The sequence below is a fragment of the Phocaeicola faecicola genome, assembly GCF_013618865.1.
GTDB lineage: Bacteria > Bacteroidota > Bacteroidia > Bacteroidales > Bacteroidaceae > Phocaeicola > Phocaeicola faecicola.
The window spans coordinates 1-14,540 of the sequence record NZ_JABSOE010000083.1; the positions used below are offsets into that span (position 1 = coordinate 1).

Genomic DNA, 14,540 nt, shown 5'->3' on the forward strand with positions numbered 1-14,540 from the left:
AATCCTGTCGCTGCAAGCACTTGGCTATGACGGTGGCGAATCTTGTCATAATACATCAATTGAACTTTTTAGACCACAAAGATAAGTCAAAGAACGCTTTAATCAATTATTCGATATAAACTCTATTCTTTCAATTCATTCAAAGAACTCGTGAAGGTTTTGAATGAGCGGGTCTCGCGTTGGATGCCTGCTCCGTCAATTGTCGCCACCACAACCTTCAGGTGGACGTCGATACCGCAAGCGCGCTGTATCAACTGAGGAAATGTCACTTCTGCCATAACTGATACATTTTAGGGTTACACTATACAAAGGTAACTTCAGCTTGACTATTTACATTCTCTTGGGCGTGATTTTTTATCTCATGGGAATTTCATTTCAAATGAGGAGAAGTAAATCCAAGTCTTTTTAATCCTCTCTGAATATCAGGATGACTCATAAAAAGGTTCCAAATTAATGCAGAACGATAGTTTTCAATCATCACAACTATAGGACCCTGATCTATAGCCAGGTAAGAATGAGCAAACCAGTTATTGGTTAAGTTAAATGCATCTTTAAAACCGTATTCACCCCACAGATTCTCCCCCAATTCCTCGTAAAAAAACCGCATAGCTTCCAACGAATAATTCGGAGTATAAGCAATAGAAGAAATTGCAGCAGTGGGAGTTATAACTCCACAATCATTGCCTGGGCTATGAGCTGAGTACCCCTTATCGCCATCACTGGCTGTCAACCCCCAACACTTCTTACCATACCCTTTATACTCCTTCGGATTATCAATACAATATGCTCTATTTATAAGAGTATGAGCTTTCATCTGCTCTTCGTAGTCAGCATAACAATCTCTCAACCCACGAGGGTCTAACCCCATATAAGAATAGTGCGTAAAAAATAGCGGTCCACCCTTTTCAAAATCATTTCCTAAGGGCAATTTGATACCATAGTATTCACGACCATTTAAAAAAACATTTGATGTTGCCCATCCTTTATGATACACACCCGTTTTTATGGCATAAGTTGGAGAAGAAGCCCCTAAGACATAAGCAATATGACATTCATTATGACCCTTAATCTGATGATTCATAGCCCAACCATTATTGGGAGACCAATGCCAATACAATACATCCTGACCTTGTGTAAAGAAACTCCACTCTGCATCTCTCCACAAACGATCGATAATGCCTCGTATACTGCTTTCAACAGAATTATTCAAAGAAAAATATTGGTGAGCAGCCAAGAGTCCCTGAAACAAAAAAGCAGATTCTACCACATCTGCACCATCGTCTTTTCGACTGAAAGGAATAGTTTTGCCTGTTTTTCCATCAATCCAATGAGGCCACATTCCATGATAACTATTGGTTTCTTTATTACTTAAGAATTGTACTATTTTCAGCACACGGTCTGCCCCTTCTTCACGAGTTACAAAACCTCGTTCTACACCTACGATAATAGCCATTACTCCAAATCCAGATCCCCCAATCGTAACAATATCGTCTTCACCATTGCTGCGCTCGCGAGCCAATCCCGATTTAGGATGAGCATAATCCCAAAAATAACGAAATGTTTGTTTCTGAACCAAAGTCATTAATACTTCATCTGAAAGTTTCTTATTAGCTGTCTGTCCAAATACTCCACCAATCGAGTTAAACAACAGCATCAAACATATTAGATACTTTATCATTTTCTTAAAATTATTTTTTAGTACATAATAATCATTTACATAGTGCAAATACACAGTAGTTACCGATGGCTTTCAACAAGCTCACCTAAAAAAGATTGCTTTTCACTAGAGTAATTTTCTTTCACTTCGATGTTTACATTCTGATTGTCAAACCGAATTGTAAGATCCAAAGAGCTTACCCAATTAACATAATGAGCCTTTAGCCGAAGTACGTGTGCCTGACTCCATGCATAGCTTCCTGCTACATAGTAAAGACCATTTAATCCTTTAAAGCACCCCACTGGCTGTATAGAGTATGGTGGGTTAGTATCTAGAACACCAGTAGACCATTGTTTATAGCCAAAAGGAAGAATAAAACTATGCCCATTTCTTTCCTGAATGTGAAGTTTGATCATTTGGTCTATATATTCCAAACGGATAGTCTCCCACCCATATTTATTGGGTGAAAGCTTGATAATCTTTTTTTCATACTCATGGAATTTACTGCTTTTTCGTTTTCCTTGCACCAATGGAAGAGTATATTGTTTCTGTTTGTTTACCAATTTTTTATAACCTTTATCCTTAACAATAGAACCCTCTTTAACCACTGGAAGCAGATTATTCCACACAAAACTGCGTTGGCGACTACCATTGATAAGAGTACATTCTGTAATGACGACTACCATATCTTTTTCAGGAATAATGAGAATATATTGCCCTAAAGCTCCATCTGCACATACTGCTCCTGGATATTCACAAAGCCACATATGATAACCATAATCCTCATTTCCTGCCTCCATTTGTTTAGAAGTCATTTCATTTACCCAAGAGGCTGGCAATAATTGTCGTCCCTCCCATACACCATGGTTTAATAATAAAAGACCAAACTTTGCCAATGATTCACTTTGTATGTGAAGTCCCCAGCCCCCAGTGTTAAATCCCTCAGGGCTTAACTCCCAAGCTACATCAGTAATATTCATAGGAGTAAACAATTTCTTTTGTAAATACTCAAGTAAGGTTACTCCAGTTACTTTTTGCACAATAGCAGACAACAGATAAGAATTGATGGAGTCGTATTCAAATTTCACTCCTGGAGTCTTTACTGGTTTATGAAGGAAAGTACGTATCCAATCACTACAAGTGTTACGCATATCCCAATTGGGTGTAATGCCAGATGACATGGTCAACAAATCACGTACAGTGATACTGGCAAGGTTTTCAGAAACAGAATCAGGGAACATTTCAGGGAAAAAAGAGCCAACTCTGTCAGTAAGGCGCAGCAAATTGTCATGAATTGCTAATCCTACAGCAGCACCGACAAATGTTTTAGAACAAGAATACATTGTGTGACGATAAATAGGAGCAAAAGGAGCAGGGTATATTTCACCAATTACTTTACCGTGACGAAGAACTATCACACTGTGTATTTCTGTTTGAGGTAAAGCCATTAATGAGTCAAATAAGGCAATGACTGCACTTGAGGGAACTCCCTGTTCTTCAGGAGTTGTTCGTTGCAATTCATTAACCTGTGCAGTAAGATTATTTTGCATAAACAGATAACAAAAGATTGCTATTAACAAAAACCGTTTTTTCATAGATTCAAATAATTAGATTTCAAAATACAAATAAGCTCTATGCAGAGAGGAGACCTAACCGTTAAAGGCGTGTCTCCTCTTGAATCCATTATTTAAGCCGCAATGCTTAATTTTCTTCTCAACAATTTATTTTTTCAGCATAAGTCTTACCAATACAGGATAGTGATCGGAAAGATAGGCGTTTTGAGGTTTATCCTCTACAATCCTATAGCGATGTGTGGCATATTCATTGCTTGTAAAAATATAGTCTAACAAAACTCTTTTGTCTATAGTCAGATGCCCAAAATCATGGAATGAATATGTCGGTCCATAACATATCTCTGAAGTGTGAAGTGTGTTAAACATTTTATGTTTTTCCAAATAATGGAGTGGCTCTTCATGAGGCTCACAGTTAAAGTCTCCTGAAAGAATTACGGGCAAATCAGAGGATATCTGCTTGATTTTACGCAATATAAGCTTAATACTTTCTTTACGTGCTACACTACCATCATTATCCAAATGAGTATTCAGATAAATAAATTTGTTGTGATTATCTTTATCCTGTAAAATTACCCAAGTAGCCACACGATTATAAGACGCATCCCACCCTTTCAGCCCAAACTGCTCTGGTTTTTCACTCAATGAAAAATGCCCTTCCTCCAAAAGCGTAAAACGCTTTTTATTAAAAAAGATTGGGCTATATTCTCCTGCTTGTTTTCCGTCATCGCGACCTACCCCTACTGCTTGGTAGGAAATCATCGCTTGCTTAAGGTCTTCCATTTGATTGTGGCAAACTTCCTGCATACCTAATAAATCAGGCTGATAATAGTGAAGCATTTTATAGACCTCTTCCTTACGGAACTTCCAGTTATTATCACCATCTGAAGCTGCGTCTAGGCGGATATTAAAACTCATAACCTCCAAAGGTTTTTTTTCAGACTCAGATCGAAATTTACAACTTCCAAAGAACAAGAGACTGCTAATTAAAAACAAGGGTATTGAATATTTCATTTGAATTCCTTTTTTAGTTATCTGCATCAACTTTTATTCCAACGTGAATTGAGCTGTTTTAACAGTCTTGCTGTTTCCTCCTATCATGACATCAAATCTTCCTGGCTCAGTCACATAATTTAAATCAAAATCATAGAAATACAAAAGCCCTGGTGTTATTTCAAACGATATTTTTTGGCTTTCACCTGCTTTAATAAATACTTTTTTAAAACCTTTTAGTTCCTTTATCGGACGAGTAATGCTTCCAACCAAGTCACGGATATAGAGTTGTACGGTTTCTGCACCATCGTATTTACCCGTATTGGTTACTACTACAGAAGCAATAATCTTACCATCTTTTTGTAATACGGAATGATCAAGATGTATGTCACTATACTGGAAGGTCGTGTAAGACAAGCCATAGCCAAAAGGATATAACGGATCATTGTCTACATCTAAATAATTGCTACGAAATTTCTCAAACCATTTTCCTTGCGGTAAAGGTCTTCCTGTGTTCTTGTGATTGTAGAACAAAGGAATCTGCCCAACATTTTTAGGGAATGTCATAGTTAGCTTTCCACTAGGGTTCACATCTCCAAACAACACGTCTCCAATGGCGTATGCAGCCTCACTACCTCCAAACCATACATTTAATATTGCTGGAACGTGTGCATGCTCCCAAGTAAGTGTCAATGGGCGTCCCGTAAAAAGAGTCAATACCACAGGTTTTCCTGTTTGCAAGAGAACTTTTAAAAGTTCTTTTTGCACATCCGGTATATCCAAATTGGTACGGCAAGAGCTTTCACCACTCATCTCTGATGATTCTCCTAAAGCCGCAATAATCACATCCGATCGGCTGGCAACTCTTAATGCTTCTTGAAGCATTTCTTTATCAGAACGTTGGTCTCGGTTTAAAGAGCGACCAAACATAGTGGCACGTTCTTCATAAGTTTCATCACTGACAAGATTACTGCCTTTGGCATACAGCACATTCACTTTACCTGCTGTCATTTCTTTCAGCCCCTCATACAACGAAGGGTATTCGTTTAAACGTGCAGCTACACTCCAAGTACCCGGCATATTGCTGCGTGTATCAGCCAGCGGTCCAATCACAGCAACAGTACCTTTTTTATCTAAAGGCAATATAGGTGTTTGTCCTTTGAAACCATCGTTTTTTAATAGCACAAAACTTTCACTAGCTATTTGACGTGCCATAGCTCTATGATCTTGAGTAAATATCTCTTTTGCAGGACGTTCCAAATCGCAATATTTATAAGGATCAGCAAATAGTCCCAACTTATATTTGGCTTCTAAGATTCTACGACATGCTTGATCAATAACAGACATTTCTATCTTACCCTCAGCTACTGATTGTTTAACAGTCCCGATAAACCCTTCACTAACCATATCCAGATCAATACCTGCATCCAGGGCTCGCTTTGAAGCTGTTTGTAAATCGCCTATTCCATGAGCAATCATTTCTGAGATACCTGTAAAGTCTGTTACGACAAATCCATTAAACCCCCATTGATTGCGAAGGACATCAGTCATCAGCCACTTATTTGCTGTAGCTGGTACACCATCCACCTCATTGAAAGAAGCCATTACGCTACCAACACCGGCATCTACTGCTGCTTGATAAGGATAGAGATATTCATTGAACATTCGGTTTCTGCTCATGTCTACCGTATTGTAATCTCTACCAGCATCAGGAGCTCCATATAATGCGAAATGCTTTACGCAAGCCATTATTTGATTATTATTTTTCAGCTGCTTATGGATATCCTTTCCTTGATAACCTCTCACCATAGCTTGTGCAATTGCGCCACCCAAGAAAGGATCTTCACCATTTCCTTCACTTACACGCCCCCAACGAGGATCACGTGAAACATCCACCATCGGACTGAAAGTCCAGCAGATTCCATCCGCACTGGCTTCAGTGGCAGCAATACGAGCCGACTGTTCAATAGCTTCCATATTCCAAGTACATGAAAGACCAAGAGGAATCGGGAAAATTGTTTCATACCCGTGAATGACATCCATTCCAAATATGAGTGGAATGCCCAATCGAGACTTTTCAACTGCCAGTTTTTGAACTTCCCTAATTTTATCTACACCCTTAAGGTTAAACAATCCGCCAACCAATCCTTGTTCAATTTTTTTAGCAACATCGCTGTTAGTGGCTTCTCCCGTTGTAATTTCACCAGTAACCGGTAAATTAAGCTGACCTATTTTCTCTTCTACTGTCATCTTTGACATCAAATCGCTGATAAATTGGTCCATTGTTTGGCTAGATGAGGTAGCAGAATGCTGGCAACTGCTTAATCCTATACTCAAGGTAAAAAGTGAACCTATAATTAATTTCGCTTTTCTTTTCATATTCATAGCTATACGAGTCTTTTCATTTGTAAAGAATTAGCGTGCTTCTGATGCAAACGCTAATTCTTCATAATTATGTTAGTATTTTGATGCTTTTTATTCATCTTTTGGTTCCAAAAGCAAATCAGCTATTTGGGTATATTGGTTGAAAGGCAATGGTAAAAATTCCTTTTCTTTACTCCAACCTTTTAGTTGTGTGGCAGCCAACCCCGTGCGGCAAAGGTCATTATATCTTTCACCCCATTCGCATACAAATTCCATGCGTCTTTCATCAATAACTTGTTCGAATGTCACATTGGTAATTTCATCCATCTGAGCACGTCTTCTTACTTCATTGAAAGGAGCGTCACCATTCTTTCCAAGTTTGATTTTAGCTTCTGCATTCATTAGAAGTACATCTGCATATCGGAAAATACGAGCATTGTTATTAGTTCCATATTTGGTGCGTCCTGGGGTCAATTGGTTAAGTGGAGTGTACGCTTTACCATTCCAGCAGTCTGTCTTTTTCGGATCCAGTTGCGGTTGGATATAATCTCCATCTCTGGTAGTCTGACCTGCCAACAAAAAAGAAGTTTCAGCACGAATAGTTTCGCCACGGCTATATGCCCAGTCGCGGAATGACTTCAAGATTCCGCAGTCTCCCCAACCTCTGATGTCACTACCTTTATTCAGCGGACCTTGGCATACAAACCATTGGTCGGCATCAATAAGTTCACCGCTTCCATTACCGAAATCTGTCATTTGACATTCAAACATGGATTCATCACATAGCTTTCCTGGAATTTTAAACAGTTGATAAAAGTCGGGATAAAGCGTAAAGTTTCCGTGTTTGATGATATCATCCGTCAGCTGTTCCACCTCTGCATAATTGCCCATATTCAAATGTATTTTAGCAGCCAACATCGCAGCAGAAAAGGCTGTTACAGCACCTTTGTGTTCATTTTGGTTTGGACGAATACGAGGCATGTTAGTCATACCATATTGCAAATCACCCAAAGCATACTTATATACAGCCTTGACTGTAGAGCGTTGCAAATCTTTCTGATTATTGTCACGCAGAATAGTAACAGGTCCAAATGCCTGAACCAAACGGTAATACGCATAAGCTCTCATAAACATTACTTCACCACGATAAGCTTTGTATTTTTTTGAATCTTCTTCAGTAGTAATGTTTTCAGAATATAAATCTAGAGATTCTATGGCAGCATTGGCTGTTTTGATGATGTTATAATATTGCATCCAAATCTCATTGATACCCCAAAATGAATCATTGTATTTATATTCACTAAGGTTATAATAATCACTTCCGTTCCATTGACCACTAAATACATCCTGATCACGAATGGTAGTTATCTCCCAAATCACCCAGTGTAATCCACTGGTACGAATCTTTGCATATACGCCTGATACAGGTTGATACATATTACTGATATTGGTATAGTCAACCTTTTGCTCAGGAACTTTTCCTTCTGGCTCTTTATCCAAGAAATCGTTGCATGATGCCAATGATAAACTTAGAAGGGCTATTATCATGCATATAAATGGTCGTAATACTGTTTTCATATATATTTTTTATATGTTAATCATTAAAAATCGATACTTACTCCGAAAGTATAAGTTGAAGTCAAAGGATAAACCTCTGTATCCCAACCTTGACTATCTGACAATTCAGGAGTGAACGTATTTGCTTTGAAACTTGTAAACGGACGGTCTGCTGTCAAGCTTAAACGCACGCCTGGCAAAGTGTATGTTCCCAATTTGATGTTGCGGAAATTATAGCCCAATGTTATGTTTTGAATACGGAAATAATCCGCACTTTCCACGAAGTAAGAACTGTATTTCTGATCACTGACATTCCAAGGTTTCAACAAAGCTGCTGCAGAAGGATTGGAGTTGGTTGACCCCGGACCAGTCCAACGGTTTTCATATTGAGCACGGTCGAAGTTATAGTTCTGAGATGCATAACGCAATGCACGTTTGCGATTAAACATCTGGGCCCCTGCTTGACCGTAAGTAGTCAACTGAAAGTCAAAATTCTTATACGTCAAGCCTAAATTAATACCATAAGTGAAGTTTGGAATATATGAGCCTAGAGTAGTACGGTCATTTCCATCTAAAACACCATTGTTGTCCAAATCAGCATACTTCAAATCACCGGGCACGCATCCGTTGGCTACTGCAATAGGATCTGCTGCACATTCTTCATCTGTTTGATAAACCCCCACCATTTGGAAGCCATAAAACGAGTTCATTTCCTTACCAACGATATTCACAGTCTTTCCTCCTCTGATAATCTTTTGGCCATTTAGGTTTTTAACGCGATTTCTCAATGTAGAAATATTTACACCAATATTATAAGTAAAGTCTTTACCTATTTTATCCGTCCAATTTGCACTAATATCAATACCTGAGTTTAAGATTTGGCCGTGATTACCAGCTAAAGTAGTGGTACTGAAAGGCAACAGCGGTGATATTACAGCATTTTTAGTCAGACGATGATAGTAGTCAAAATCAATATTCAATCGATTACCCAAAACAATAAAATTAACACCTGCATTCCATTCTTCCACTTTCTCCCATTTCAACCAACTAAAATAAGTTGTGTTCTGATAACCTGAAATAGTAGAATTTTCAAAGACACCTGATGCTCCATTACCTGTATTGATAGAAGCGAATCCATCACTTGCAGCAACTTGGTCATTACCCAACTTACCCCAGCTTGCTCGTACTTTCAAAAAATCAATCCATTTCAGATTTTCCATGAACGATTCTTCTGAAACAACCCAGGCAGTACCTACCGAAGGGAAATATCCCCATTTTTCTTGGTACTTACTAGACCCATCGGCACGCATAGTTAACATCAACAGGTACTTTTCATTATAATTGTAATTCAAGCGAGCAAAGTAAGAAAGGCCACGATAACAAAAAGCGTCATCAGTAACGGTTGCTCCAGCCGCATCACCATTTTTTATATACCAGTATTCATCTACTCCTTCTGGGACATTGCTTGCTTTACCTTGCAGCATACGCCACTGTTCTTCACGCATAGAATAACCGGCCATTGCACCAAATCTGTGTTTACCTAATTGATCATTATATGTCAAGGTATTATCCCAAATATAACCATAATTCTTATTTTCTTTTTTGAGAAGTTCTGTTGTTTTTGATTGTTGCCAACTACTTACATAGTATTTTGGAGTAAAAGTCCGCTCTTGTGATGAGAGAAAGTTATAAGAGTAATTGGTCTTGAAAATCAATTTATGAGGAATAAGCTCTAATTGTGCATAAAAATTACTTAACACTTGATAACTTTCCCTGTTGGAATCAAAGTACTTGGCTGCTGCTACAGGATTATAGAAATTTGAACTATAGCCAATAGCATCTGGAGAGCCAAATTTATCAGGGAAGCCTTTATCGTTAGTTTCATCGTATAAAGCTACAATGGGCGGACAGTTGAACGCTTTTTGCCAAGCTTGATTGTTAGGAACCTGTTGTTTTGATTTGCTGAAGACACCATTAGCACCTACTTTCAGCCATTTAGTTGCATCAAAATCTACGGAAGCTCTCAAATTCATTCTTTTATAGTTATTTTCAACATCCATCACACCATCCTGATACAAATAGCTCGCTCCCATAGAATAAATAGCCTTATCAGAACCTCCATTGATATTTAAACTATGATTAGTAATTGCCGCTGTACGAAGCAAGTGATCATACCAATCATTATCCGCACCAAATGTCCAATTATGGAAATCTGAATCCTGATAACTTCCACCATAATTGTCTATTGATTGTTTGAAATGCGAAACATATGAATCGTAATTACCTTCCAATAACATTGTTGCATATTCATGAGCATTACATAATTCAAGAACATTAGATGCTTTTTGAATACCTACATAACCATCATAGGTTATTTTAGTTTTTTGATTATTCGATCCTTTTTTAGTAGTAATCAATACCACACCATTAGCTGCACGCACACCATAAATAGCTGCTGCAGAAGCATCTTTCAAAATAGACATTTCTTGAATATCAGCATTGTTAAGGAAGTTGATATTATCGTAGAACATACCATCTACAACAAATAAAGGTTTACTGTTAGCAAAGGAACCCACACCACGAATCTGCACAGTAGGACCTTCACCTGGAGCACCATTATTAACAATATTAACACCAGCCACTTTACCTTGCAGCGCAGCCATAGGAGTGGTAGAGGGTATAGCAGTAAGTTCATCGCCTTTCACCACCGCAATAGGAGCTGTAAGGTCTTTAGCTTTAGCTGCACCATAACCGATTACTACAACTTCTTCAAGTTGCTGTGAGTCTTCTTTCAAAACGGCATTGATTATTGTTCTTCCATTGACTTTTATTTTTTGCGTGAGCATACCAATATAACTAATAGAAAGAGTAGCGTTGTTGGGAACATTTAGTAACATATAATTTCCATCTACATCACTGATTACTCCATTTTGAGTATTTTCCACCAAAATGGATGCTCCGATAATTGGCTCTCCTAGTACATCCTTTATAGTACCAGAGATGTTTTGGGTTTGAGCAAGTACTGGCATACTTATAAAAAAAACACATGCCATTACACACAAAGCTTGTAGCCATGAGGTCGTTTTGAATAGAAAATGTGAATTTCTCTTCATTGCATTAAATTTTTAAATGGATAACTATTTTTCTCTAGGTTCAAAATCGTCTGCGCAGGTATTTGAACGTTGATGTATGCAAAGCTATTTAGCTTAGAGGTGAAAGACAAATAAAAGGCATCATTGAGAATACATACGAGGTAGTTTTAACTTTTGAGTGGATACACAATTACTACTTAAATGGTAATATATCTATGATATACAATTATATACGTACTCCATAATCAAAGACAAAGTATTCTCTTTGATTATGGAGTACGTATCATTTTTTTGCGATAACTCCTTATTCTATTAATAAAAAGAACTCATTGAGATTTTGGTTTGGCTTTAAATCGAGTTTTTTCCGAAGCCTGTATCTGTTATTTTCTACCGCACGCACAGACAAATTCATCAATGAAGCAATATCTTTGGTTTCCATATTTAATTTTAGGCATGCACATAAACGCAAATCATTATTTGTCAAAATAGGATAGTCTTCTTTTAGAGACTTGAAAAAATAAGGGTGTTTCTGCTCAAATTTTATTAGAAACATTTTCCAGTCATCTTCTGTATTGAGGTTTTCTGTCAACAACACATTTATTCTTCTAGTTAGCGGTATAATTGATTTTTGCGAATTAACTTGAATGATTTCATCAATTATGGACTTTAATTCGAGAATGAGCCCGTTCTTATGGATAATAAACGAAGTTTGTGTAAATAATTCAGCATTTTTGACTTCTATTTCATGTTGAAGCCTTTCATTCAACGAACGCAGTTGTTCATTTTCCAACACCTTAAGGCGTTTAACATGCTGGGTATGCCAACGTTTCTTCATAACCCAATAACTGCCGATGAGGACCAGGACAATGAAGAGCACGCAAGTTAAATACCACCAGATAGTTTTATACCAAGGAGGCAGAATCTCAAAGTTTACTGTGGTTACAGGTGAATAGTTGCTTGTTCCATCAGTAGAACGTAGATGAAGTGTATATTTCCCATGCGGCAAGCGCGCATACGAAGCACTATTCATTCTTTGAGGGTCACTCCAAGTACTGTCTACCCCATCCATTTTATACTCTACTGCTAAATTGTCAATGAAAGCATTGCTGACAAAGAAACCGACAGTAATCGTATTTTCGTCAAATGGAATTTTGATTTCTTTGCCAACTTCAAAAAAGTTCGTAAAGTTTCCATCTGATTGTATATACTTTAAACTGGGAGCATCCAATGGCTTGATTTCCTTTTGACTGTGTTGGGAGTTGTGTAAGATGAAACCTGTATCAAGGCAGATAAGAGACAAGGTATCGTTGAGTACAGAGATATTTTCATAAGCTGTAATCAGCGACAAATTATTAGCTTCTATTTTATAGGACTCTTTAATCCGTGCAAGATAACCATCGTAATAAAAGCGGTATACTGAAGAGGAAGTGATTGCCCAACTTTCTTCGTTATTGATAGGAATAATTCTTTTGATATCCTGAATATCAGCAAAGCATTGATTCAACAAAGGGTCAAGCTGCAGTTCATTTTCACTTTCATTATAGGTATAAAAGTGATTATCACCTAAGAAGAAAATACGACCGCTAGCAGAACTTACTTGCAAATGAGCTGGAAGGTTTTCATTTCTTTCATGCCCATAATAAGAAGAATAACGAAAGGATTTTAAGTCTTCCGATAACTTGCATCTATAAATACCGCGATTCGTAGTTTCGAGCCAAATGTTTTCTACATGATCGAATTCTGCATTATTTATTTGATCGGTAGGGTAATTGATACGGATAACTTCTTTATTTTTGGGATTTATGACATGAAGTTCTTTATAAGTAGTGCAGAGATAAATCTGTTGTCTATCAATAATCTGATCCATCAACTTAAAAACACCACAATCTATTCGGTAAGGCTGCCGTATGGAAAGATTTTTACAAATTTCCAACAATCCATTATTGTGACAACAGTATAGCGATTCATCCATTTTTCTAAAAGACCAAACTTGCCCCTCAGTGCCTTTAATTAGCTTCAAAGAACTAAACACATCAACTCTGTCAAGTTTGCTTTGTTGGACAATGTATACACCCTGATTAGTCCCTAAAAATAGCAAATCATTCCAAATAGTAGCGTCATAGATAGCCAATGAGTTTCTTTCTGTTGTATGAAAATAGCTAAGCCCGTCAGTATAGCGGATGTAAGCTAGACCATGATCCATGGCTACCCAAATATTATGTTTAAGGTCTTCATAGATAGCTAAGATTGTATTATTTTGTAACGAATTGGGCGCTGCGAAATGATTGAGTATTTTCCCTTCAGTATCAACTTCATATATACCATCGAGCAATGTACCTAAATAATAGCTATTGCGTTTGGAACAATAAATTCCACAATTCAATTCCTTCCCATTTAATTGGCGAGAAAGAACATTGTTCCATGGTATGAAGTTTTTACGGTCGTATAAAAAGAGCTCTCCAGTTGAAGTTCCTAAGAGGTATTGATTGTTCGGATAAGGAAGAACCACACGGGTAAGTGTCCCGTTCATAAATTCACTTCCTTCCATTTTATTCAATTGCCCATTTTTAAGTTGGAAAAGAGAGCCATACATTTCTTGAACCAAGAACTCATCTCTCACCTTATTTAAAAGCAGAAAATCCACTGAATTAGTTAACCGTTCAATGGCTTGGTGGTTATACACATATATATTAGTAAATGACTGAAAGTATATCTTATCATTATCCTTCCATATTCTCCAAAAGCTTTGATTATCCAAACTTTTGTCAGGCAGCAAGCCTGCAAGAGAGTTATAGGTTAACTCGCCACTTTTGGTTCTATTCCACACACCGAAATCTTCAAAACCTCCTGTATATATTTGGTTGTGTGAAACTACACACAAAGCTTTGATAAATGATTTATTAGGCATCGTATATAAGTTCCACTCTATTCCATCAGATTCCAAAAGCCCAGTATCATTACCAAAATACATGATGCCTCTTTCATCTTGCCCAATACTCCAGTTCTTATTGGATGCATGATATTTGTCGCGAGCAAAATTTGTGATATGAGGTTTTTGATGCGCTATAACATCTAGGCTTAAACAAAAGGTAAGTAAAATGGATACAAAAAATCGATAAGTGCTCATAAAAAAAATAGTACAAAAGGTTACCTATCGAGCAAAATTACAAAAAAATATGATAATTAGACATTATATAGATTAATTTGTTATATGACTCATTTTGTGGCTGATTCTGAAGTTGTGTAATCCACAAGCAATAAGAATCACCATATCTTCGAAACCGAATTTATGGCATCTGAATCGTT

General features: G+C 37.4%; 8 protein-coding genes. All 8 read right to left on the reverse strand.

The features are described 5' to 3' along the window. Nucleotides 1–122: 122 nt before the first annotated feature. Nucleotides 123–278, reverse strand: coding sequence for a hypothetical protein (locus H3001_RS17115; protein ID WP_181215585.1), 156 nt, complete (start codon nt 276–278; stop codon nt 123–125). Between the two features lie 92 nt (nt 279–370). Then, nucleotides 371–1,654: a glucoamylase family protein gene (locus H3001_RS17120; RefSeq protein ID WP_246368674.1), complete on the reverse strand. Its 1,284-nt coding sequence runs from the start codon at nt 1,652–1,654 to the stop codon at nt 371–373. Nucleotides 1,655–1,737: 83 nt separating this feature from the next. Next, a complete protein-coding gene (gene bas-suc / locus H3001_RS17125) occupies nt 1,738–3,252 on the reverse strand; it encodes a 3-succinylated cholic acid synthase (RefSeq protein WP_181215587.1) in 1,515 nt (504 codons plus the stop codon). A 126-nt stretch (nt 3,253–3,378) separates the two neighbouring features. After that, nucleotides 3,379–4,242 (reverse strand): endonuclease/exonuclease/phosphatase family protein, encoded by an 864-nt coding sequence (locus H3001_RS17130; protein ID WP_181215588.1) that lies wholly within the window; start codon nt 4,240–4,242, stop codon nt 3,379–3,381. Between the two features lie 33 nt (nt 4,243–4,275). Continuing rightward, nucleotides 4,276–6,606: a beta-glucosidase BglX gene (gene bglX / locus H3001_RS17135; protein WP_394367818.1), complete on the reverse strand. Its 2,331-nt coding sequence runs from the start codon at nt 6,604–6,606 to the stop codon at nt 4,276–4,278. A 90-nt stretch (nt 6,607–6,696) separates the two neighbouring features. Continuing rightward, complete coding sequence (locus tag H3001_RS17140; RefSeq protein WP_181215589.1) at nt 6,697–8,163, reverse strand: RagB/SusD family nutrient uptake outer membrane protein; 1,467 nt, start codon at nt 8,161–8,163, stop codon at nt 6,697–6,699. Nucleotides 8,164–8,186: 23 nt separating this feature from the next. Then, nucleotides 8,187–11,255 carry a SusC/RagA family TonB-linked outer membrane protein gene (locus H3001_RS17145; protein WP_181215590.1) on the reverse strand — a complete coding sequence of 1,023 codons (3,069 nt, stop codon included), beginning with the start codon at nt 11,253–11,255 and terminating at the stop codon, nt 8,187–8,189. A gap of 283 nt (nt 11,256–11,538) precedes the next feature. Then, complete coding sequence (locus H3001_RS17150; RefSeq protein ID WP_181215591.1) at nt 11,539–14,361, reverse strand: triple tyrosine motif-containing protein; 2,823 nt, start codon at nt 14,359–14,361, stop codon at nt 11,539–11,541. Nucleotides 14,362–14,540 lie beyond the last annotated feature (179 nt).

Excerpts from the sequence above, each read along its gene's own strand:
- H3001_RS17115 (WP_181215585.1), bottom strand. The coding sequence starts at position 278 with ATGGCAGAAGTGACATTTCCTCAGTTGATACAGCGCGCTTGCGGTATC.
- H3001_RS17120 (WP_246368674.1), bottom strand. The coding sequence starts at position 1,654 with ATGCTGTTGTTTAACTCGATTGGTGGAGTATTTGGACAGACAGCTAAT.
- bas-suc (WP_181215587.1), bottom strand. The coding sequence starts at position 3,252 with ATGAAAAAACGGTTTTTGTTAATAGCAATCTTTTGTTATCTGTTTATG.
- H3001_RS17130 (WP_181215588.1), bottom strand. The coding sequence starts at position 4,242 with ATGAAATATTCAATACCCTTGTTTTTAATTAGCAGTCTCTTGTTCTTT.
- bglX (WP_394367818.1), bottom strand. The coding sequence starts at position 6,606 with ATGAATATGAAAAGAAAAGCGAAATTAATTATAGGTTCACTTTTTACC.
- H3001_RS17140 (WP_181215589.1), bottom strand. The coding sequence starts at position 8,163 with ATGAAAACAGTATTACGACCATTTATATGCATGATAATAGCCCTTCTA.
- H3001_RS17145 (WP_181215590.1), bottom strand. The coding sequence starts at position 11,255 with ATGAAGAGAAATTCACATTTTCTATTCAAAACGACCTCATGGCTACAA.
- H3001_RS17150 (WP_181215591.1), bottom strand. The coding sequence starts at position 14,361 with ATGAGCACTTATCGATTTTTTGTATCCATTTTACTTACCTTTTGTTTA.